Annotated in this window: 19 protein-coding genes; all 19 read left to right on the top strand. The window is 49.2% G+C overall.

Annotated elements, in window-relative coordinates; genetic code table 11:
- The first annotated feature begins 103 nt into the window (after positions 1-103).
- The 19 genes from DW724_RS07850 to DW724_RS07935 all read left to right on the top strand — a co-directional run bounded on the left by DW724_RS07850 (position 104) and on the right by DW724_RS07935 (position 22,591).
- A complete protein-coding gene (locus tag DW724_RS07850) occupies positions 104-3,274 on the top strand; it encodes an S-layer homology domain-containing protein (RefSeq protein WP_158580237.1) in 3,171 nt (1,056 codons plus the stop codon).
- A 341-nt stretch (positions 3,275-3,615) separates the two neighbouring features.
- Positions 3,616-3,984: a sigma-70 family RNA polymerase sigma factor gene (locus tag DW724_RS07855; protein WP_118761136.1), complete on the top strand. Its 369-nt coding sequence runs from the start codon at positions 3,616-3,618 to the stop codon at positions 3,982-3,984.
- A 148-nt stretch (positions 3,985-4,132) separates the two neighbouring features.
- Positions 4,133-4,297 (top strand): hypothetical protein, encoded by a 165-nt coding sequence (locus DW724_RS15590; RefSeq protein WP_158580238.1) that lies wholly within the window; start codon positions 4,133-4,135, stop codon positions 4,295-4,297.
- Complete coding sequence (locus DW724_RS07860; RefSeq protein WP_118761137.1) at positions 4,297-4,701, top strand: sigma-70 family RNA polymerase sigma factor; 405 nt, start codon at positions 4,297-4,299, stop codon at positions 4,699-4,701. Before DW724_RS15590 ends, DW724_RS07860 begins: the two co-directional genes overlap by 1 nt.
- Positions 4,702-5,157: 456 nt before the next feature.
- Complete coding sequence (locus tag DW724_RS07865; RefSeq protein WP_118761138.1) at positions 5,158-5,331, top strand: transposon-encoded TnpW family protein; 174 nt, start codon at positions 5,158-5,160, stop codon at positions 5,329-5,331.
- 87 nt (positions 5,332-5,418) lie between these two features.
- Positions 5,419-5,835 carry a recombinase family protein gene (locus tag DW724_RS07870; protein ID WP_158580239.1) on the top strand — a complete coding sequence of 139 codons (417 nt, stop codon included), beginning with the start codon at positions 5,419-5,421 and terminating at the stop codon, positions 5,833-5,835.
- Positions 5,832-7,499 carry a recombinase family protein gene (locus DW724_RS07875; RefSeq protein WP_243105709.1) on the top strand — a complete coding sequence of 556 codons (1,668 nt, stop codon included), beginning with the start codon at positions 5,832-5,834 and terminating at the stop codon, positions 7,497-7,499. Before DW724_RS07870 ends, DW724_RS07875 begins: the two co-directional genes overlap by 4 nt.
- Positions 7,500-7,787: 288 nt before the next feature.
- A complete protein-coding gene (locus tag DW724_RS07880; protein ID WP_118761140.1) occupies positions 7,788-8,165 on the top strand; it encodes a hypothetical protein in 378 nt (125 codons plus the stop codon).
- Positions 8,166-8,567: 402 nt separating this feature from the next.
- Complete coding sequence (locus DW724_RS07885) at positions 8,568-9,752, top strand: THUMP domain-containing class I SAM-dependent RNA methyltransferase (protein ID WP_118761141.1); 1,185 nt, start codon at positions 8,568-8,570, stop codon at positions 9,750-9,752.
- 174 nt (positions 9,753-9,926) lie between these two features.
- Positions 9,927-10,211 carry a co-chaperone GroES gene (locus DW724_RS07890; protein ID WP_110436870.1) on the top strand — a complete coding sequence of 95 codons (285 nt, stop codon included), beginning with the start codon at positions 9,927-9,929 and terminating at the stop codon, positions 10,209-10,211.
- A gap of 20 nt (positions 10,212-10,231) precedes the next feature.
- The gene (gene groL, locus DW724_RS07895) at positions 10,232-11,857 is read left to right on the top strand and encodes a chaperonin GroEL (RefSeq protein WP_118761142.1); all 1,626 of its coding nucleotides are present in this window, start codon (positions 10,232-10,234) and stop codon (positions 11,855-11,857) included.
- Between the two features lie 265 nt (positions 11,858-12,122).
- Positions 12,123-13,691, top strand: a complete 1,569-nt coding sequence (locus tag DW724_RS07900; RefSeq protein ID WP_118761143.1) for a type I restriction-modification system subunit M — start codon at positions 12,123-12,125, stop codon at positions 13,689-13,691.
- Positions 13,688-14,944, top strand: coding sequence for a restriction endonuclease subunit S (locus DW724_RS07905; RefSeq protein ID WP_118761144.1), 1,257 nt, complete (start codon positions 13,688-13,690; stop codon positions 14,942-14,944). The genes DW724_RS07900 and DW724_RS07905 overlap by 4 nt, the downstream gene beginning before the upstream one ends.
- A gap of 41 nt (positions 14,945-14,985) precedes the next feature.
- The gene (locus DW724_RS07910; RefSeq protein ID WP_243105710.1) at positions 14,986-15,519 is read left to right on the top strand and encodes a restriction endonuclease subunit S; all 534 of its coding nucleotides are present in this window, start codon (positions 14,986-14,988) and stop codon (positions 15,517-15,519) included.
- 12 nt (positions 15,520-15,531) lie between these two features.
- Complete coding sequence (locus DW724_RS07915; protein WP_118761146.1) at positions 15,532-18,660, top strand: type I restriction endonuclease subunit R; 3,129 nt, start codon at positions 15,532-15,534, stop codon at positions 18,658-18,660.
- Between the two features lie 623 nt (positions 18,661-19,283).
- Positions 19,284-19,583, top strand: coding sequence for a helix-turn-helix domain-containing protein (locus tag DW724_RS07920; RefSeq protein ID WP_118761147.1), 300 nt, complete (start codon positions 19,284-19,286; stop codon positions 19,581-19,583).
- 331 nt (positions 19,584-19,914) lie between these two features.
- On the top strand, positions 19,915-20,226 hold the full coding sequence (locus tag DW724_RS07925; protein WP_118761148.1) for a hypothetical protein: 312 nt from the start codon (positions 19,915-19,917) through the stop codon (positions 20,224-20,226).
- A gap of 156 nt (positions 20,227-20,382) precedes the next feature.
- Positions 20,383-21,372: a viral replication protein gene (locus DW724_RS07930; protein ID WP_118761149.1), complete on the top strand. Its 990-nt coding sequence runs from the start codon at positions 20,383-20,385 to the stop codon at positions 21,370-21,372.
- Positions 21,320-22,591 carry an FtsK/SpoIIIE domain-containing protein gene (locus DW724_RS07935; protein ID WP_158580240.1) on the top strand — a complete coding sequence of 424 codons (1,272 nt, stop codon included), beginning with the start codon at positions 21,320-21,322 and terminating at the stop codon, positions 22,589-22,591. Before DW724_RS07930 ends, DW724_RS07935 begins: the two co-directional genes overlap by 53 nt.
- Positions 22,592-22,594: the final 3 nt, after the last annotated feature.

A 22,594-nucleotide genomic window follows, 5' to 3' on the forward strand; every position in this document is an offset into this window, starting at 1 on the left:
GAGGTCGGCGAAAGCTGGACGAAGCTGACGAGCGTCCCCGACTGGAAGCAGTATCAGTAAAAAGTTAAAACGACATACAATAGCGATATTAGATAAGGACATTATGAATAAAAGAATTATTGCAAGTATTTTGACGGTTATAATGCTTATGACCATGCTTCCGACTGCTGCTTTTGCGGCAGACGGAGAGAGCACGGAGACAGGTGACTCGACCACCCCGGAAGCTGCCATTTATCTCGACCAGCAGCATGGCGCAGATGATAATGACGGACTGAGCAAAACGACTGCTGTAAAGACGATTGAAAAGGCAAACGAGCTAGCAAACGAAAAGAATATCAAGGATATTTGTCTTTCGAGTTTTTATCAGGTCACGGGGACGGAAACTTGGGACCTTGGCGGAAAGACACTGCACCGCTATGGGCTCGGCGGCTATATGATCGAACTCGTCGGTGCGTCTGCCTCGCTGACACTGAGTAACATTGTGATTGATGGCGCAGAGTGTACTGTGGATGCAACACACGCTGCGGAAACCGACTCGATCATCAAGGCGGCGAACGGCGGCACCATCGTGCTGAACAGCGGCGCTATTTTGCAGAACAATAAAGCGGCTCAGTTCGGTTCCGGTATTTTAGCGAATAACGGCGTCAATATAACGATGGAGGACGGCGCAATCATTCGTAACAATACAAACAGCAACTACGAATTGGGCGGCGGCATTCTGATTGGCAACGGCAGCACCTTTACCATGAACGGCGGCGAGATCAGCGGCAATACGGCGAATGGCGGCGGCGGTGTCGCAATCATCGGCTCAACGATGGTCATGAACGACGGCGTGATCTCCAACAACAGCACCTACAAGACATCCGGTCAGGGCAGTTATGGTGCCGGTGTTTATGTTGCGGACTATGCCAATGCAAGCGGCGGCGATACATTGTTTACCGCTCAACCTGCCTCCTTTGAAATGAACGGCGGCAAAATTACTGGGAACACGGCGCTTGACTACGGCGGCGGTATACTCACCTTCCCGCAGCAAAGTAAGAAAATTACAATCACTATTAACAACGGCGAAATTTCCGGCAATAAGGTTACAAAGGGAAGCGGCGGCGCAGTCGCAGCATTCTTCAGCGTAACTGAGCTGAATATCAAGGACGGCACGTTAACGGGAAATAGCGCGTATCAATTCGGCGGCGGTGTCTTTCTGTATCAAGCAACGAATGTAACGATTTCCGGCGGTACGATTTCCGAAAATAAAGCCCTTCGGGGTGGCGGCGGTGTATGCTTGTTCGCTGGCTCTGAAGTGAAACAGACCGGCGGCTCTATTGAAAACAATGTTGCAAATGTAGGCGGCGGTGTCTACGGCGGTACTTATACCATGACAGGCGGCATCATCAAGGACAACAACAACTCTCTGACTGAGACAGCTCGACTTGCTGCCAAAGGTGACGGTGTTTTTGTAGGAACTGCCTTCAATCTGGGAAATGATGCTGAGATCAGCACGAATAACGATGTCTATCTGACAGCGGGCGACTCTATTTCCAAGGAAGGCCGTTATATCAATGTGATCTCCCCGTATACGGGCGCAAGCACCGCTAAACCGATTCAGATCCACAGTGAAGATCGCACGGTGGAAAATACCGAAATCGGTACGCAGCTTGTTCGTTATACGACGAACGCGGGCGGTGAGACTGCGGCAGCAAAGGCGGACGAGGACGGTATTTTCGTCCCGAGCTGGAAGATGCAGGAGGGTCTGGCCATTGGACAGAGCAAGGCGGCAGGAAAGACCGACTGGATGACCTATGTACCGGCTGTCAAGATCCAGTATCAGTGGGTCAGCACAGATAATCCCACCGATGTAACACCCCCTGCGAATGATTATATCCGTACCGGCAGAGCATATACGGCGAAAGTACAGCAGGATTCCCACCAGGGTTATACCTTTGATGGCTGGTACACGGATACTTCATGCTCGGTGCCGTATGTGGACGGTACGGTTCTGAATGCGGATACGGTTCTTTACGGTCGTTGGACGGCGGCGCACGGCAATCTGTCCGTTACCAAGACTGTAGCCGGGAACAACGGAGATACCTCCAAGGCGTTCAACTTCACCGTGACGCTCGGCGATACCGGCATCAACGGCACATTTGGTGAAATGACCTTTACCGGCGGCAAGGCAATGTTTTCCTTGAAGCACGGCGAGAGCAAAACCGCCACAAACCTGCCCGCAGGGATTACTTACACAGTGAGCGAAGCGGAAGCGGATAAGGATGGCTATACCACAACGTTCGCCAATGCCAGCGGCAGTATCGTGAAAGATGCTACCGTAACCGCAGCCTTTACCAATACCAAAGATAGCTCCGGTGGCGGTGGAGGCGGCAGCCATACAACCAAGTACACGCTGCACTACGAGTCCAACGGCGGCACAATTTACAAGGATGAGCGCTATTCCTCCGGTACGGTTGTGACGCTGGACAAGGTTCCTATCCGTGAAAGCTATACTTTCACCGGATGGTATGCGGATAAGGAACTGACCAAAAAGATCAGCAGCATCAAGATGACCAGCGATAAGACCGTTTATGCAGGCTGGAAAGCAACCGGTGTGCCGGATATACTCAACGGCGACAACCACTACGCCTATGTGATCGGTTACCCGGACGGCAATGTTCGCCCCCAGGGGAACATCAGCCGTGCCGAAGTCGCGACGATTTTCTTCCGTCTGCTCAAGGAAGAAGTGCGTGATGGTAATCTCACCGCGGAAAATACCTTCACGGATGTAACGGATGGACAGTGGCACAACAAGGCGATTTCCACAATGGCAAAGCTCGGCATCGTCAAGGGCCGCCGTGCGGACAGTTTTGACCCCGATGCCTCGATCACTCGTGCGGAATTTGCGGCAATCTGTGCGCGCTTCAACACCAAACCGGTCAAGAACAGCGGCAGCTTCTCCGACATTTCCGGTCACTGGGCGGAAAACGAGATCGAGAGAGCGGCGGCGTTCGGCTGGATTTCGGGCTATCCGGACGGCACATTCCATCCCGATGCCCGCATCACACGCGCTGAGGCCATGACCATGATCAACCGCGTACTCTGCCGTATGCCGCAGAGCGAAAGCGATCTGCTGGACAGCATGGTAACGTGGCCGGACAACAAGCCGTCCGACTGGCACTATCTCGCCGTACAGGAGGCCACGAACAGCCATGACTTCAACCGTCAGGGCGAGGTCGGCGAAAGCTGGACGAAGCTGACGAGCGTCCCCGATTGGAGACAGTATCAGTAACTTGTCTCCAATAATCATTAAGGCATTGAATATAGGAGACAGTAGGACACTAAACGATTGTGTACGCAACAGGAAATATCAATTATTGGAACATTACTATCGCTTTCAAACTTGGGTGGTATGTGTCATCCATCGCTATAACTACATGCCGATAGATTTTCTAACTCTACACAGAAGAGTCGTCCGGCTTTGCAGTTGTCCTCACACAGAAATTTGAAAAAGGCACTATTGCGGTCATTTTTACCCGCAATAGTGCCTTTTGCTATCTCCACCCGATTCGGTGTCGTGGTCCGCCACCGTGAGAATTTCAAAAATTCTCACGAAATGGAGGAACCGATACTTTGGATTGGGAAAAAATTCTGGCGGATGAGGAGCGTATCATCCGCAACGCAGACCGGCGCTTTCGCCGGCACAGCTATTCACTGGAAAGCATGAGTGAGGAACTTGTTCACATGGAATGCCGCCTGATAGAGCGCAGTGACCCGTTGGAGGTGGTGCTCATCACCGACTTTGTAGACACCGTTCAGAATGAGCGCCTTGCCACAGCGCTGCGTCAGCTGACGGATCGCCAGCGGCGCATGATCGAGCTTGCCTATTGGGAGGGGTATCCGCTCAAAGACATTGCCGTCATCATGAACTGCAAGCCGAACACCGTTTCTCAGCTGATCAGCCGGGCAAAGCGGCATCTCTACATCGCACTGACCAGATAAATGACCTAAAGCAAGACCAGCACCTGCAAGTGCTGGTTTTGCCTTAGAGCATTTCAAAATGTTTTTTCCGAGTATAGATTTTTTACCTTCTGCCGTGACCGATGAGTAGAGGGTTCTATCCTCAATAACACTCAGGAGGTACTTACCTATGGAAAAATTGATTCGTGTGATCCGTCTGCATCCCGGCGAAAGCGTTCTGATCGTCGCGCCGGAGGACACGCCGACGCCGCCTGCGGCTGTACTGCTCACAGCGGAACTGCCCATGCCGGACAAGCTGCCGGAGGACATCGCCATGCTGCTGCGGGTGGTGTAATGGCTGTCTACATCGTCACGGTGCCGGACGCAGATCGCAAAATGCAGCCAGTCGAAGTTTCTCTTGAAATCTATCAGGTCTTTGTGGAGAGCAATCGCATGGAACAGCGGCAGCGCTATGAGCGCAGGATGCACTTGGACAGCCGCCCGCTGGAGCACTGTCTGCATCGAAATGCTGCGTCTGAAACGCTGGAGGAAACCTTTGAACGGCTGGAATTGACAAGGAATGTGTGGTGTGCGCTGGCTCATCTTTCTCCCAAACAGCAGCATCGGCTCATCCTGCATTTTTGGTCTGGTTACAGCTACACGGAAATTGCGGAACTGGAACACTGCAACAAGGCAACGGTCATGCGCTCTGTCAAAGCCGGTCTGAAAAAATTTCAAAAATACTTTTTGAAAACATGACAACATTCGGGCGATTTCCCTCCTATATAGTGAGAGGGGCAAACAGAGCCTTTCGCCGTACCTTGATAAACAGCGGTCATCCGTTCATAACAGCATTCAGGAGTTTGAATGCAATGGTGAGCAGCACAAAGTGAAGCGCCAAGACCTCCTGCGGACCGGTCAGAGCAGTCCGTCAAAACGATAGCATCAAAGGAGCCGAGCGATACCTTCATTGCTGGTGTCCCTCTTGTGGTGAGAGGGACACTGCCACGACCCATTGCTGGAGATGCCGAACAGATCACCGATCTCGGAGCGTCAAAACCATGACCGACCTGAATGTTCCCGCGTACCGGGGGTGAGCCGAGGACAAGCCAAGTCCGACAATACGGTACAAAGAGTAAGAAAAGAAATCGGCAGTGCGCCGGAGCGGTTTCGCTTCGGCGTACTGTCTTGGTTATAGATTAGGATGGTGAGAAAATGGCTGATAGAAAACCGGATCTGGTCTGTGAGCGCAAGGTCAAAGGAACGACCTACATCGTTTCGTCATTCTTCAATCCTGACGCGACAGAAACAGCAGCAGAGAAAATGGGACGCATCATCGAGCGCGAGTTATCCGGCACGGTCAATGAAAATAAAAATTTATCACTTTAGCGCGGTAAACCACTTCCCAGAACAGCGGCGATGCGGTATAATAGGGGCATGACCCAAAGCCTTTTCGTTCGCAGAATGGAGGATAATATGTTACAGTCGAATGGAAAGGATAAAATTGAATATGTCGCGCTCTATTGCCGCGTTGCGACCGCCGGTCAGTTCTCCGATGAAGCGGTGAAAGTGCAGGAGGATGAACTCTTGCATTGGCTCAAGGCTTCGGAGATCAACGCAAAGGTCGTCCGCGTTTTTGCGGACAAAGGGAATCCAGCTCAGGATGCTCTGACCGAGATGATGCAGGAGATGAAACGGTATGGCGGCAAGACGCATGCGGCCGCAGTATCCGCTGACCGCTTCAGCCGGACCATCTGGAAACTGGATCACCTGATCCAGCTTGCAGACGCGCAGGATACCACGCTCTATGCTATTCGGGAAAATGCTATGTTGAATGATGAGGCGCAAATGACGCTCTGCGTTGCTCTCCTGAAAGAGGGTGCAGCACGATGATGCCGAACCTCAACAATCTGATGTCCTTTAAGCCGGCTGTGGCTCCTGATGAACCGACTGCGCTGTACGCCAGACTTTCCGTGGATGACGCGAACGATGGTGACAGCAACAGTATCGTACATCAGAAAGAAATGCTGGAACGCTACTGCAAGGACAACGGCTACACCAACTACAAATTCTATGTGGACGATGGTTTTTCCGGCACGAACTTCGAGCGTCCTGACTTTAAGCGGATGATCGCGGATGTGGAAGCCGGCAAGATCAAGCGCGTGATCGTCAAGGATCTGTCCCGCTTCGGCCGCGACTATCTTCAGGTGGGAATGTTCACGGAAGTGCTGTTTGCACAGTACGATATTCACTTCATTGCGATTGCCAACAATGTTGACTCGCAGAAAGGTGAAAATGACCTGACGCCGTTCGTCAATTTGTTTAACGAATGGTATGCGCGAGATTGCAGCCGTAAGCAGCGAGCAGTCCAGCGCATGAAAGGTACTTCCGGTAAGCGTTTATCCACGCAAACACCGTATGGCTACCTCAAAGGCGAAGATGGGCACTTGATTCCCGATGAAGAAACGGCATGGGTTGTGAAACTTATCTTCAACCTCTGCATTCAGGGATATGGGCCGACGCAGATCGCAAATGAACTCACGCGCCGAAACATCCCTACACCGGGAACGATGGAGCATCGCCGCACAGGAAATATGCGGCATTACAGTCCGGAAACAGAATGCGTATGGTGTGGTCGCACAATTTATTGTATTTTGGCAAGGAAAGAGTATTTAGGGCACACGGTTAACTTCAAGACATACTCGAAGTCGTATAAGCTCAAGAAACGGATACCCACACCAGAAGAACAGCAGGTAGTATTTGAGAACACGCACGAAGCACTGATTGACCAAGAAGATTGGGAAACAGTCCAGCGTATCCGCGCGGGGCGCAGACGGCTGAACAAGCAGGAGATCCCGGCTCTATTCTCCGGTCTGTTGTATTGTGCGGATTGCGGTTCTCTGCTTCGTGTACATCGCGGAAAAAACATCTCCAAAGGGCAGGTATGCTATGGCTGCGGACGCTATCGTGTACGGACCAAATCCTGCTCTATGCACTATATCCGTGAAGTGACACTGGCGGAGTTGGTGAAAGACAACCTCAAGCAGATCGTGAAAATGGCTGCGGAGGATGAGCAGGAGTTTGTTCGGCGATTGACCTGCCAGAGCGCGAAAGAACAGACAGTTAAGACCCGTGTTCTGAAAAAAGAACTGGAGTTGAAAGAGCGGCGTGTCAAGGAGTTGGACGGCATTATCAAGCGGCTTTACGAGGACAATATTACCGGCAAACTGTCTGATGAGCGATTCAAAATCTTCTCTGCGGATTATGAGCAGGAACAGCATTCGCTGCGGGAGGAAGTTGTTGCTCTGCAAAAGCAGTTCGATGACGCAGAGAATACCTGCACGAACATCAGCAGCTTCTTGAAAATGGCGAAACGTTATGCTGACTTCGATGAACTGACACCTGCTATGCTCCGTGACCTGATTGAGAAAATCATCGTTCATGAGGGCGATAAGAGCAGCGGACACCGGGAACAGCGAATTGAAATCTACTACACCTTTATCGGTGCGGCAGAAAGTTCGCAAATTATTGTAAAACGCAAGAAAAAAGCAGCGTAACATACAAAGTACATTACGCTGCTTCTCTCATCAGTAAAAAAACTTCCTTGTTGACATTACCCTAAAGAGCCTTCCTTTCAGGTCACAGGCCTCACGGGCTTCTGCGACACTAATCACTGTAAACAGTATAGCATAGCAAATGCCGGCCCGTAAAGCGCTGAGAAAGGCTTTATTGTTCAGACGGTATTATTCCCGCATTGTCGAAAGTGTCGGTAATGAAATCCTCATTACCGGCACTTTTTTATTTGTCCGCAGTAAAAATAGGCCTCAAATAAGGAGGAAAAAGGTGTGAAAAATGAAAAAATGATCTATCTCCCATATGTTCGTTTTGAGCAGAAAGAAGGAGAAGCAGAGGGCAGCGGCTGGTACTTTACGCAGTATAATGCCGAGACTGGAGAAGGTAAAGGCTGGCACGGAACAGAGTTCATGCCAAATTGCTTCTTTGAAACGAACTGCGAGTGCGGCGAACCGGAAACAAAGTTCTTTGACGTGCATATCAATGAGCCGATCGAGCAGTGGAGTTGGCCGGAACCGCCGGATGACGATGCGTTCACGAACTACGATGCGTGTTCCAACACAACGCGGGTTTCGCTGTCAAGTGCCTTCAAGTGCTCGGTGAGAGAAGCCAATCCTCCCGCGTTGCGGACAATATCCAACGGCAGCTGAACAACCTCGCCCAAAGAGCGAAGCGCTGCAGCCGTGCTCTTTCCGCTTGGAACATCAATACCCACTGTGTTCATATTTACCCATTGCCGATTCTATCTGTTTGCTTACATGAATGCGCTGGCTCTACCTGCACAAATCGAACACTGCTTTAATCCGCACACGGCGCGGGAAAAAGGTTTAGTGGCCTACGGGCAAACCTTGGTGTCTCCCTCTTGTGCCCGTGCAGAGCAGGCAAGAGCCTGTTCGCTTCTCAAGCGATAACGCTTCGGATAGCGGCATTCAGCAAACCGCGTTATCTCGTCGCAAATCTTGACAAAATCCTTAAAAACCGATACAATATAAAGGTTAAAAAGGACTTTCGGCTCCTGCTATGACGGCGGGAGCCTTTTTGGAGGAAACACGATGGAACTTACATTATGCTGCCCGACTTTATTCGGGCTGGAGGGCATCGTCGCGGATGAGCTGCGCTTCGGCGGCAGGCTGACCGACGTGCACGCGGAAAACGGCCGCGTGCTGTTCACCGGTGACGAAAACACGCTTGCATGGGCGAACCTGAACCTGCGGTGCGCCGAGCGTGTGCTCATCCGCATCGGCACATTCAAAGCCAAAACGTTCGACCAGCTGTTCGAGGGCGTAAAAGCACTCCCGTGGGAGCAGTTCATTCCGGCGGACGGCGCATTTCCGGTCAAGGGTCACAGTCTGGACTCCGCGCTGCACTCGATTCCGGACTGCCAGAAGATCATCAAAAAGGCAGTCGTATCGCGTCTGGGCGCGAAGTACGGTCAGACCTGGTTTGATGAGATTGGTGAAAAGTATCAGATTCAGTTCGCCATCATGCACGATGTGGCTGAGCTGTACCTCGATACCTCGGGTGCCGGTCTGCACAAGCGCGGCTACCGCGCCAACAGCAATGCCGCGCCGCTTCGTGAGACGCTGGCGGCGGCTATGGTCAAGCTGGCGCGCTGGCGCGGGCGCGATCCGTTCCTCGACCCGTTCTGCGGCTCGGGCACGATCGCGATTGAGGCGGCCATGATCGCGCAGCGCCGTGCCCCCGGTCTGCTGCGCCGCTTTGACGCGGAAAAGTGGAGCTGCTTTGACAAGTCGGTCTGGCAGCAGGCGCGCGAGAGTGCGCTCGACCTTGCCCAGCCGGACGCAAAATTCGATATTGTCGGCAGCGACATCGACCCGGACTGCGTGCAGCTGTCCATCGAGAACGCGCGCAAGGCCGGTGTAGCGAACACGGTGTTCTTCGAGCGCGCGGACGCAGTAAAGCGCGATTACAGCGGTGCAGGCGTACTGTTTGCCAATCCGCCGTACGGTGAGCGTCTGCTGGACTTGCAGCAGGCGGAAAAGCTGTACGCCGACCTCGGCAGAGCGACAAAAAACAGCCCGATGAAGCAGTATCTGCTCAGCTCGGACCCGCTGTTCGAGCGTTGCTACGGCCGCAAGGCGGATAAGCGCCGCAAGCTGTATAACGGCATGATCAAGTGCGAGCTGCATATGTATTTTAAAGACCCATCTGCACAGGATAAGCCGGTAAATAAGCACTCCGACCGTCCGTCTGCTAAACGACCGGCAAAACACTGAGCAGTACAGGGCACTGTTCATAATTTGTTCAGAAAATTTTTGTGAAAATTCCGGATTACCCCCTTGCATATTGCGGCTCCTTGGTGTAAGATAATACTCGAAGTTAGCACTCGGGTAATTTGAGTGCTAACCCCCAACATTGTAAAATCTTATTTTTCATAGGAGGAATCCATTATGAAGCTCAAGCCCCTTTGCGACCGCGTAGTTATCAAGATGGTCGAGGCGGAGGAGACCACCGCAAGCGGCATTATTCTTACCGCATCCGCACAGGAGAAGCCCCAGGTTGCTGAAATCATCGAAGTAGGCCCGGGCGGTGTTGTTGACGGCAAGGAAATCAAGATGGAAGTTCAGAAGGGCCAGAAGGTCATCACCGGCAAGTACACCGGCACCGAGGTTAAGCTGGACGGCGAGAAGTATATCATCGTTCGTCAGAGCGACATTCTGGCAATCGTAGAGTAATTTTCAGGAGGTAATTCATCATGGCTAAGCAGCTTATTTACGGCGAGGACGCGCGCAAGGCTCTGCAGCGCGGTATTGATCAGCTCGCTGATACCGTTAAGGTAACCATCGGTCCGAAGGGCCGCAACGTTGTACTGGATAAGAAGTACGGCGGTCCGCTGATCACCAACGACGGTGTTACCATCGCTAAGGAGATCGAGCTGGACGACGCTTTCGAGAACATGGGCGCACAGCTTGTTAAGGAAGTTGCCACCAAGACCAACGACATCGCAGGCGACGGCACCACCACCGCTACCGTTCTGGCGCAGGCTTTCGTTCGTGAGGGTCTGAAGAACGTAGCAGCAGGTGCAAACCCGATGGTAATGCGCCGCGGTATCGCCAAGGCAGTCAAGGCTGCTGTTGCAGCGATTGCTGAGAACTCCAAGAAGGTTGACGGCACGAACGACATCGCACGTGTAGGCGCTATCTCCTCCAGCTCCGACGAGATCGGCACCCTGATCGCAGAGGCTATGGAGAAGGTTTCCACCGACGGCGTAATCACCGTTGAGGAGTCCAAGACCGCTGAGACCTACTCTGAGGTTGTTGAGGGCATGCAGTTCGACCGCGGTTATATCACCCCGTATATGTGCACCGACACCGAGAAGATGGAAGCAAATCTGGATGACGCTCTGGTTCTTATCACCGATAAGAAGCTGTCCAACATTCAGGAGCTGCTGCCGATCCTCGAGCAGGTCGTTAAGGACGGCAAGAAGCTGCTGCTCATCGCTGAGGACGTTGAGGGCGAGGCTCTGTCCACCCTGATCGTAAACCGTCTGCGCGGCACCTTCACCTGCGTAGCTGTTAAGGCTCCGGGCTTTGGCGATCGCCGCAAGGATATGCTCCGCGACATCGCAATCCTGACCGGCGGTACCGTAATCTCCGAGGAGGTTGGTATCGAGCTGAAGGACGCTACCATGGATATGCTGGGTTCTGCCCGTCAGATCAAGGTAACCAAGGAGAACACCACCATCGTTGACGGTGCTGGCGACAAGCAGGCTATCGCAAACCGCGTTGCTGAGATCCGCGGCGCAATCGAGCGCACCACCTCCGATTTTGACCGTGAGAAGCTGCAGGAGCGTCTGGCTAAGCTGGCCGGCGGCGTAGCAGTTATCAAGGTTGGCGCTGCAACCGAGACCGAGATGAAGGAGCAGAAGCTCCGCATCGAAGATGCACTGAACGCAACCCGCGCAGCTGTTGAGGAAGGCATCGTAGCAGGCGGCGGCGTAGCTTATGTAAACGCTATCGCAGCGGTTGAGGCTCTGGCTGCCGAGGCAACCGGCGACGAGAAGACCGGTATGCAGATTGTTGCACGCGGTCTGGAAGCACCGATGAAGCAGATCGCTGCCAATGCAGGCATCGAGGGCGCAATCGTTGTTGATAAGGTAAAGCACGCTGACAAGGTTGGCTACGGCTTTGACGCTGCAACCGAGACCTACGGCGACATGATCGCAAACGGCATCGTTGACCCGACCAAGGTAAACCGTTCCGCACTGCAGAATGCAGCATCCGTTGCTTCGATGGTTCTGACCACCGAGAGCCTGGTTGCTGATAAGAAGGAGCCGGTTCCGGCTGCTCCGGCTGCACCGGATATGGGCGGCATGTACTAAGCAGTACCGAAAAACGCTGAAAACACTGGGGATTTCAAGGGTTAAAAGGCAAACTTACCATAAACTTACGATAATTATCAGTGAAAAAGCGTCAGATGTGTATAAGACCTCTGTCTGTATTTTGCAGGCAGGGGTCTTTTGTCTTGCAGGAATGTGAAAAGGTTGGCATCATGCTGATCTTCTTTTTTTGACTGAGGTTTGAAAAAGGTGCGGTATTATGGTACAATTTGCATATAACGAACAGCAGAGCAACGGAGGGTGAAGAATGGTTGACACCAAAAAGGAACAGGAGCGAGAAGAACTGCATCGCGCGATATGGGCGATTGCGGATGAACTGCGCGGTGCGGTAGACGGCTGGGATTTTAAGAATTATGTTCTCGGCACGATGTTTTACCGCTATATCTCGGAAAACCTGTGCAATTACATAAATGACGGTGAGGCTGAGGCTGGCAACGATGATTTCGATTTTGCCAAGATGCCGGATGAAGAAGCAGAGGAAGCACGCGAGGGATTGGTAGAGGAAAAAGGTTTCTTTATTCTGCCGAGCGAGCTGTTTTGCAATGTTCGTGCAAATGCCGCGAATGACGAGAACCTGAACGAAACGCTCGAGCGTGTGTTCCGCCATATCGAGGAGTCGGCACAGGGCAGCGAGGCCGAGAGCGACTTTGCCGGTCTGTTCGATGATTACGATGTCAACAGCAACAAGCTGGGTTCGACGGTCGCTAAGCGCAATGAGAAGCTCGTGAAGCTGCTGAATGGCGTTGGCGAAATGAAGCTGGGCGATGTCAAGGATCACTCCATTGACGCATTCGGCGATGCGTATGAGTATCTGATGACCATGTATGCCTCTAATGCAGGCAAGTCCGGTGGTGAGTTTTTCACTCCGGCGGAAGTATCCGAACTGCTCACACGGCTCGGCACGGTCGGCAAGACGGAGATCAACAAGGTTTACGATCCGGCGTGCGGTTCGGGTTCGCTGCTGCTGAAAGCGGAAAAGGTGCTCGGCAAGGATGCAATCCGCAACGGCTTCTATGGTCAGGAAATCAATATCACGACCTACAACCTGTGTCGCATCAATATGTTCCTGCATGATGTAGGTTTTGATAAATTTGATATTGCGTGTGAAGATACGCTGCTCAGTCCGCAGCATTGGGACGATGAGCCGTTCGAGCTGATTGTTTCCAATCCGCCCTATTCCATCAAATGGGAGGGCGATGACAATCCGCTGCTCATCAATGATCCGCGTTTTGCACCGGCAGGCGTGCTTGCGCCGAAGAGCAAGGCGGACATGGCGTTCATCATGCACAGCCTGTCGTGGCTGGCGTCCAACGGTACGGCGGCGATCGTTTGCTTCCCGGGCATTATGTACCGCGGCGGCGCAGAACAGAAGATCCGTAAGTATCTGGTCGATAACAACTATGTGGACTGCATCATTCAGCTACCGAGCAATCTGTTCTTCGGTACTTCTATCGCAACCTGCATTATGGTGATGAAGAAGAACAAGACCGACAACAAGACGCTGTTCATCGACGCGACGAGCGAGTGTGTTAAGGTTACGAACAATAACAAGCTGACGCCGGAAAACATTGACCGCATTGTTGACGTATTTGCAAAGCGTAAAGACGTCAAGCATTTTGCACATCTGGCGGAGTATGCGGAAATCGTCGAGAATGACTATAACCTGTCTGTATCTACCTATGTAGAGGCTGAGGACACCCGTGAGAAGATCGACATTGTAAAGCTCAATGCGGAGATCAAGGAAATTGTGGCTCGTGAGCAGGTGCTTCGTGCGGAGATTGATAAGATCATCGCAGAAATTGAGGTGGACGTATGAGCAGACTGGACGAACTGATTAAGGAGCTTTGCCCGGATGGGGTTCCGTTTCTTAAAATCAAGGACGTATATACTCGATTAAAAGGAACCCCGATAACAGCGGGAAAAATGAAAGAAATTGCTTGTGATGATGGAGAAATTAGAATATATGCTGGTGGAAAAACCATTATAGATGCACATGAAATAGATATTCCTAAAGCTAATATTACACGAGTTCCGGCAGTATTGGTTCAAAGTAGAGGCGTTATTGATGTTGTATATTGTGAGCGACCATTTACTTTCAAAAATGAGATGTGGGCGTATACGACTGATAATATAGTAAGCGTTAAGTTTCTATACTACGTTCTAAAAAACCATATACAATTTTTTAGAGATGCTGCTTCAGGAATGGGGTCATTGCCGCAGATTTCGTTGAAAATAACAGAAGAATTTCAAATTCCCATTCCGCCGATAGAAGTTCAAAATGAAATTGTCCGTATTCTGGACAATTTCACGGAGCTTACAGCGGAGCTTACAGCGGAGCTTACAGCACGCCAGAAGCAGTATGAGTTCTATCGGGATAAACTGTTAGACTTTGGTGTCCTCGGGGGGGCAAGTGAGTGCGTATGGAAAACACTTGGAGAGATTTGTGATGTTAGAGACGGTACACATGATAGTCCTAAAGCGGTTAGTGAAGGAAAGTATCTCATTACATCAAAAAATATCAAGAATGGGTCAATAAACTTCAAGGGTGCATATTTTATCAGTCAAAATGATTATGATAAGATAAATATGCGTAGTAGAGTAGATATTTGGGATATACTATTTACGATGATAGGAACTATTGGAGAGATTGGAATAGTATCGGAACAGCCAAGTTTTGCTATAAAGAATATAGGGCTTATAAAAACAGGGGATGAACTATTATCTCGTTTTTTAAGGCATTATTTAGTTTCTACAAGTGTTAAATCGTATATTGAAACTAATAAAAGTAAAGGTACACAATCTTTTTTTGCATTAGGGAAATTACGTAATCTTCCTGTTCCGATACTGTCTAGAGAGGTAATGAAACGACTAGTCCATGTCCTCGACAACTTCGATGCCATTTGCTCCGACCTCAACATTGGTCTGCCTGCCGAGATTGAAGCACGCCAGAAACAGTACGAATATTACCGCGATATGCTCTTGACATTTGCAGAGTCCGGCAACACAATTAGCAGAGCAGAGCAGAGCAGAGCAGAGCAGAGCAGAGCAGAGCAGAGCAGAGCGCTCTAATTAAAATTTTGCAGTATGTGTTTGGGTATGCAAATCTGACATTGGATAAGATTTCTGAAAATTGTGACCGTCAGAGAAAGCCTGTAACTAAAGGCAAAAGAGCATCGGGAAAGTATCCGTATTACGGTGCTTCTGGAATTGTTGACTATGTGGCTGATTATATATTTGACGGGGATTATTTACTTGTATCTGAAGATGGAGCAAATCTTCTTGCAAGAAGTACCCCTATTGCTTTTTCAATCTCGGGGAAAAACTGGGTCAATAATCATGCACACGTTTTGAAATTCGATACTTACGAGTTAAGACGTTATGTGGAAATATATCTTAATTCGATTGATCTTAGTCGGTACATTTCTGGTGGCGCGCAGCCGAAACTTAATCAGGAGAATTTGAATAAAATTGTTATTCCGGTTCCTGATAGTGAAAGAGTGAAATATATCGTCACTATCCTTGACCGTTTCGACACCCTCTGCAACGACCTGTCCGCAGGTCTGCCTGCTGAAATCGAAGCACGCCGTAAGCAGTACGAATATTACAGAGATAAGCTGTTATCTTTCAAAGAATTACAAAAATAAGGGGGCGGTGATGTGCCGTACTTTAATATTGTAGCGGAAACATCGGAAAATACCGTTGTCACAGAATATGAGCCGGTCAAACGACGTTCAGACAGTTATCAGAGCGAAGCCGAACTGGAGCAGGAGTTTATTCATCTGCTCGGAGAACAAGGCTATGAGTATCTGCCGATCCATACCGAAAAAGATTTGATTGCCAATCTCCGAAGCAAGCTGGAGGAGCTGAACAATTATCAGTTCTCTGATACGGAGTGGGAATCCTTTTTCAAAACCTGTGTGGCTAATCCGAATGAGCATATCGTCGAAAAGACGCGCAAAATTCAGGAGGACAACATACAGGTGTTGACCCGTGATGACGGTTCCTCGAAAAACATCACCCTTATTGACAAGAAGAACATTCACAATAACCGCTTGCAGGTTCTCCATCAATATGCCGTCAGCAGGCAGGAGGGCGCAAAGCATGATAACCGTTATGATGTTACGGTGCTGGTCAATGGTCTGCCGCTCGTCCATATTGAGCTGAAACGCCGTGGTGTTCCAATTCGTGAGGCGTTCAATCAGATTGACCGTTATCAGCGTGAGTCTTTTCAGGCTGGCAGCGGACTGTTTGAGTATGTGCAGATTTTTGTTATCTCTAATGGCACGAATACTAAATATTATTCCAATACGACCAGATATAATGCTGAGGATGAGAACAAAAAGTGCGGTTCAAGCAAGAAAAAGACAAGCAACAGCTTTGAGTTTACCTGCTTCTGGGCGGACGCGCATAACCGCGTTATTCCGGATTTGATCGACTTTACCAAGACGTTTTTCGCAAAGCATACCATTCTGAATATCCTTACGCGGTACTGTATTTTTACCTCGGAGAATATGCTGATGGTGATGCGACCGTACCAGATTACGGCAACCGAGCGTATTCTCAACCGTATCGAAATTGCCAATAACTACAAGAAATACGGCAGCATTGAGGGCGGCGGCTACATCTGGCATACAACCGGCTCCGGCAAAACGCTGACCTCGTTTAAGACGGCAAGACTGGCTTCGCAACTGCCGTATATCGACAAGGTGATGTTCGTGGTTGACCGCAAAGACCTCGACTATCAGACCATGAAAGAGTATGACCGCTTTGAAAAGGGTGCGGCAAACAGCAACACCTCGACGGCAGTCTTGAAGCGACAGCTGGAAGACCCTGATGCGCGGATCATCATCACCACGATACAGAAGCTGGCTACGTTCATCAAGAAGAACCCCGGGCATGAGGTATACAGTAAGCACGTTGTTATCATCTTTGACGAGTGTCATCGCAGTCAGTTTGGCGATATGCACATGGCTATCGTCAAGAACTTCAAGAAGTACCATCTGTTTGGCTTTACCGGTACGCCGATTTTCGCGGCTAATTCGCCCGGGGCACGGAGCACGCAGTTCCTCACCACGGCACAGACTTTCGGCGATCAGCTGCACAGCTATACGATCGTGAACGCGATCAACGATAAGAATGTTCTGCCGTTCCGCGTGGATTACATCAAAACGATGGATGTCGAGGAAGAGATTACGGATGAAATGGTCTGGGACATCAACCGTGAAAAGGTTATGATGGCGCCGGAACGTATCCGTAAGGTAACGGAGTACATATTAGAGCACTTCGACCAGAAGACTTATCGCGGCGACTCAAGGTATTATTATAGCTATCGTGCTCTGACCAATATTTCGGAAGTCGCATCGGCCAAGCGGGACGAGGTGGCGGAGATCAAGCACAAGCAGCGCCTCAGCGGCTTCAACTCGATCTTTGCGGTTGCCAGCGTTCCAATGGCGAAACTGTACTATCAGGAATTCAAAAAGCAGATGGCGGCAGACCCAACGAAAAAGCTGCGTGTTGCAACAATATTCAGCTATGGAGCGAATGAAGAGGAGTCAGACGGAATTCTCGATGAGGAAAATTCCGAGGATACTTCTGCACTCGATCAGTCCTCTCGGGATTTTCTGGAGCAGGCTATCGGGGACTATAACGAGATGTTCCATACGAATTACGATACGTCGAGCGATAAGTTTCAGAACTACTATAAAGATGTATCGCTTCGTATGAAAAACAAGGAACTTGATCTGCTGATTGTCGTGAATATGTTCCTGACAGGCTTTGATGCGACCACGATGAATACGCTGTGGGTGGATAAAAACCTGAAAATGCACGGCTTAATACAGGCGTTTTCTCGTACTAACCGTATTCTTAACTCGGTTAAGACGTTTGGCAATATCGTATGCTTCAGAAGCCTGCAAAAGCGTGTGGACAGCGCGATTGCGATGTTCGGTGATCCCAATGCTGGCGGTATCGTGCTGCTGCAGAAGTTCGATGACTATTATCATGGCTACGAGTCGGCAGACGGCAAACCGATGCCGGGTTATGTAGATATGATCGAGGAGCTGCAAGGCAAGTTCCCTCTGACAGAGCCGCAAGTTGTCGGGGAACAGAACCAGAAAGACTTTATTGCCTTGTTTGGTGCTATTCTCCGTATGCGTAATCTTTTGGTTTCCTTTGATGAATTCAAGGACAAGGAATTGCTTTCAGAGCGTGATTTGCAGGACTATCTCGGGCGGTATCAGGACTTACGCGATGAATGGAAACGCAAGCGGCAGGAAGGCACGGATATTACGGATGATGTTGTCTTTGAGATTGAACTCATTCGTCAGATTGAAATTAACATCGACTATATCCTGATGCTGGTAAAGAAATACCATGATACAAACTGTGAAGATAAAGAGGTGCTTGTGACTATACACAAGGCGATTGATGCCAGTCCTGAGCTTCGCAGCAAGAAAGAGCTGATTGAGAACTTCATTGCCGGTGTCAACGATGTGGACGATGTTATGGACGGCTGGCAGAGCTATGTAGTCGAACAGCGGAAAAACGATCTCAATGAAATCATCACAACGGAAAAGCTGAAACCGGAAGACACTCGAAAATTCATGGAAAATGCATTCCGCGATGGTGAGATCAAGACTGCCGGAACAGATATTGACAAGATCATGCCGCCGATTTCACGTTTTGGCGGTGGCGGCAGAGCGAAAAAGAAACTGGGCGTTATCGAGAAGTTGAGAGCGTTCTTTGAAAAGTATTTCGGCATTGGCGGTTCGTCGAGTTTTACTTAATAAATGACTTGGAAGTTAGGCACGGGGATTTTAAGCAATTCCCGTGCTATTTCTATTTAATGGTTGACAAAAATTCTCAAGATGATATAATATAAATATTAAGGGATAACCAATGCAATAATAAGAGTCAAGTTGGTCTGACCGATTATTGCGCTTCTGCAATCAGCGGATGAAGGAGTAGGGGCCAACCACCGAAGAGCATCCAACGGATGATCCCAAACTCGGAGGCGTTAAGGAGGAAAATGGGCCGACGGGAATGTTGTGCCCAATTGTATAAATTAAAGAGTGAACACTACTTAAGCAGTAGTGAATTTATGACACAATTTCTTTGAAATTGTGTCTTTTTTTATTATTTTATCGCAGTCCGTCTAACTTCTAATAGAAAATAAATATTTTACATTAGAAAACTGAATATGCAACCATGTGACAAGTGGTTATGTGTGCTTGCTATGTTATAATATGACGATACCAAATAATTCCATTTATCGTTTTCCTGCATATATATAGCATCAGTAATCACACAGCATTAAGCAGATTTGACTACAGGCAAGATTTATTAAGGAGCAATATAATCTATTAACCGATCAACCTATTGAACAAATATACATCTTAGGGCCAAAAATATGAATAAAGATTATATTGACTGCAAAATTGAAAGCACTTTGCATACCATCGGAGCGAGGATCAGTGCTGAGCGTAATCATCAAAATTTAACGCGTGACGATCTTGAGGAGTTATCCGGCGTGTCTTCTGACACCATCAAGCGAATCGAAGCCGGATATATTGTCAAAGTCGACAAGTTTCTGCGTGTTATATTCGCTTTAGACGTTCCAGTTGATATGTTCTTTCCTTGTGAGGTCACAAGCAAGGAAGATATGGCAAAACGTATCAAGCGTATGATAGATGAACTAGTGGAACAATAAACACCATTCAAGATGTAAGAAGCAACACCAATGGTGTTGCTTCTTTTGTTTTCTGAGGCAGTATACATAGAATAAATGTCATTATATGGATAAAATGGTCAGAACTGCATTAAGAGAGTGCAGTCATGCCCTCCCCTTCTTTTGAAACATGGATTAAGATAATAATACGCAAAGCGCATTGCATTTGTAAAGAAAATTGGAGAATATCAAAAAAACGGTCATCAGATTGCCTCCTTTTCAAAGTTAGGACGCTGATTTTGAAAATCTTTGCAGCTAAAACATAATAGCAACAGACCATTGCTATGCCGGATGAACGAGAGTAGGTGAAAAAATGATCAACATTCGCGAACTGAGGATCGACCCCGATTCGTTGGGCGAGAAAAAGCTGCTGGTAGATATCATTCCAGTGCATGAGTACCGCGACAGGCAGCGCACAGATAAGGTGGTAGGATTTCGCTACGTTGTCGCACTCCCCAGCCACAGTCTGGAAAAGATTGGCGTGCGCATCGACGGCAAGCAGCAGCTGGAGAAACCGGATGGCTACGCCGAGGTCGAGTTCGAGGGCCTGGAGCTGACGCTGTACGAGGCACAGGGTCACGTGCAAATGACGGCAAAGGCGCAAGGGATAGTGCTGATTACGTAATCAGTGGTATCGGGCAGCGCATCAACGCGGCAGCCGAGGATAGGCAGTCCTATTAAGGGATTGCCCCTCGGAGGTCGCGTTTGTGCGCCCCTGCGACCCCTCGTTAAGTATTACCGAGGGGTCGCAATGTAGCATGTAGCAGAAAGGAGAAACAAAATGGCTACGGATCCTCAAAGTCGGAGATGGAATCTGACGATTAACAATCCGCAGAATGCCGGTTTTGACCATGATCTTATCATTGAGAAAATGCTCATGTTCAATCCCACTTATTTCTGCATGGCAGATGAAATCGGCGCAGAAGGTACGTATCACACGCACATGTACTTTTGTACAAAATCACCGGTTCGGTTCAGTACGATTCATCGTCGTTTTCCAGTCGCCCACATCGAGAAGGCGATCAAAAGCTCGTTTGCAAACCGCGAGTATTTCACCAAGACCGGGAAATGGAGCGATACACCCAAAGCGCAGACAACCGTTGAAGGTACATTCTACGAATGGGGAGAAATCCCTACGGAGGCAGAAGAAGAATCACCCGGAATGTTTGAAGTTCTGAAATGCGTGCAGGCGGGCATGTCGAACGTCGAAATTATTCGTCAGAAACCCTCTCTGGCATTTCGGCTGAAAAACATTGACGAGGTTCGCGATGCGTTGCAGGCTGAACGCTTTATGCAGGAAAATCGGCAGGTAATGGTAAGTTATCTGTGGGGCGATAGCGGAACCGGAAAAACGAAAAGCATTTTCGAAAAGCACGATCCTCGCGATATATGCCGAATTACGGACTACGGCGGCAAAAATGGAATCCGGTTTGATTCTTACCATGGTCAATCCGTTCTCGTTTTTGAGGAATTTCATTCTCAAATTCCGATTGCAACGATGCTGAATCTGCTTGATGTTTATCCACTTCAGCTTCCGGCACGTTATCACGATCGAACGGCTTGTTATACAACCGTTTATATCACATCTAACATCGCGCTTGAGGAACAATACCAAGATCTGCAAATAACCGAGCCGGAAACATGGAACGCGTTCATGCGTCGTATCACACATGTTATCGAATTCCGTAAGGGCAAAGAACCGAAGGAGGTCAAGAAAAATGAAGACGAAGAAGAACAAGGATCGCAATGCACTCTGGATGAGTGGCATTGATAATGCAGCTAAGTTCATTATGCTGCTGTGCTTCCTGATTGGTGCGGTGGTTATCGCGCTCAAGCAGGATGCATGGAATGCTGCGGCAGAGAACGCGGTAATGCTGTCGCCGATGGTCAAGAGCATGATGTCGAATTTGCTCTTGGTGTATCTGGTCGCAGGAGGCATCATCGTGGTTGCACTGATGTGTTGTGCAGACAAGAGAAGAGTTCGGGCACAGTTTGAAAGTATAGGTCTAACAAATCATGTCGGCATGACGCCTGTGTTACTGCGGAAGCATCAGGAACAAAACCACTCCCAAATTATTATTTGGGAGTTTAGGAATTATAGTATTCCATTAGAAGAGTGGGAGAAGAAAAGAGCAGCGATCGAAACAGCATTAAGCATAAACATCATCAAAATAGAGTATTCTGCAGCCAAAAGACACATTCGGATTTATGCAGTTCCGGCAAGCCATGAATTGCAGTCAGTCATTCCATGGAGTGACTGTTACCTGTCTAATGAGAATTTCGTTTTGACGTTAGGTGAAAGTCATTTGGGGCTGATGACAGTAAATTTGAACCATATTCCACATATCCTGATTGGCGGCTCCACTGGCAGCGGCAAGAGTATTTTGTTGAAATCTTTACTGATGCAGGCATATCGAAAAGGTGCAGTCATCTATGTAGCAGATTTTAAGGGCGGTGTTGACTATCCGAAAATCTGGCACGAAAAGTGTCGGATGTGTATGGATGAGAGATGCTTGCTGTACTATCTAACTCAATTAACTACGGTTTTAGAAAGCCGAAAAAAGCAGTTTGCAGAAATCGGTTGTCCTAATCTGGATGGTTATAATCAAGTCACTGGTGAGAATATGCCGCGTTTGGTTTTTGCGTGTGATGAAGTAGCTGAATTGCTAGATAAAACCGGTGCGGACAGCGAACGGAAAAAGCTGATTGCACAGGTCGAAAACAAATTGGCGACTATTGCGCGGCAGGGACGTGCATTTGGCGTTCATCTGATTTTAGCGACACAGCGCCCTGATGCGAACATTATTCCCGGTCAAATTAAGAACAACATGGACTTTAGGGTATGTGGGCGAGCGGATAATGTTCTCTCGCAGATTATTTTGGATAGCACGATTGCAGCGGATCAGATTCCTAAGGATACGCAGGGACGTTTTATAACAGGTGATGGAACGGTATTTCAGGGTTACTTCTTCGACGAAAGCAAACTCTGAGGT

Origin of the sequence: Butyricicoccus sp. AM27-36, from assembly GCF_003480945.1 — a bacterium.
GTDB lineage: Bacteria > Bacillota > Clostridia > Oscillospirales > Butyricicoccaceae > Agathobaculum > Agathobaculum butyriciproducens.

Excerpts from the sequence above, each read along its gene's own strand:
- DW724_RS07850 (WP_158580237.1), top strand. The coding sequence starts at position 104 with ATGAATAAAAGAATTATTGCAAGTATTTTGACGGTTATAATGCTTATG.
- DW724_RS15590 (WP_158580238.1), top strand. The coding sequence starts at position 4,133 with ATGGAAAAATTGATTCGTGTGATCCGTCTGCATCCCGGCGAAAGCGTT.
- DW724_RS07860 (WP_118761137.1), top strand. The coding sequence starts at position 4,297 with ATGGCTGTCTACATCGTCACGGTGCCGGACGCAGATCGCAAAATGCAG.
- DW724_RS07865 (WP_118761138.1), top strand. The coding sequence starts at position 5,158 with ATGGCTGATAGAAAACCGGATCTGGTCTGTGAGCGCAAGGTCAAAGGA.
- DW724_RS07870 (WP_158580239.1), top strand. The coding sequence starts at position 5,419 with ATGTTACAGTCGAATGGAAAGGATAAAATTGAATATGTCGCGCTCTAT.
- DW724_RS07875 (WP_243105709.1), top strand. The coding sequence starts at position 5,832 with ATGATGCCGAACCTCAACAATCTGATGTCCTTTAAGCCGGCTGTGGCT.
- DW724_RS07885 (WP_118761141.1), top strand. The coding sequence starts at position 8,568 with ATGGAACTTACATTATGCTGCCCGACTTTATTCGGGCTGGAGGGCATC.
- DW724_RS07890 (WP_110436870.1), top strand. The coding sequence starts at position 9,927 with ATGAAGCTCAAGCCCCTTTGCGACCGCGTAGTTATCAAGATGGTCGAG.
- groL (WP_118761142.1), top strand. The coding sequence starts at position 10,232 with ATGGCTAAGCAGCTTATTTACGGCGAGGACGCGCGCAAGGCTCTGCAG.
- DW724_RS07900 (WP_118761143.1), top strand. The coding sequence starts at position 12,123 with ATGGTTGACACCAAAAAGGAACAGGAGCGAGAAGAACTGCATCGCGCG.
- DW724_RS07905 (WP_118761144.1), top strand. The coding sequence starts at position 13,688 with ATGAGCAGACTGGACGAACTGATTAAGGAGCTTTGCCCGGATGGGGTT.
- DW724_RS07920 (WP_118761147.1), top strand. The coding sequence starts at position 19,284 with ATGAATAAAGATTATATTGACTGCAAAATTGAAAGCACTTTGCATACC.
- DW724_RS07925 (WP_118761148.1), top strand. The coding sequence starts at position 19,915 with ATGATCAACATTCGCGAACTGAGGATCGACCCCGATTCGTTGGGCGAG.
- DW724_RS07930 (WP_118761149.1), top strand. The coding sequence starts at position 20,383 with ATGGCTACGGATCCTCAAAGTCGGAGATGGAATCTGACGATTAACAAT.
- DW724_RS07935 (WP_158580240.1), top strand. The coding sequence starts at position 21,320 with ATGAAGACGAAGAAGAACAAGGATCGCAATGCACTCTGGATGAGTGGC.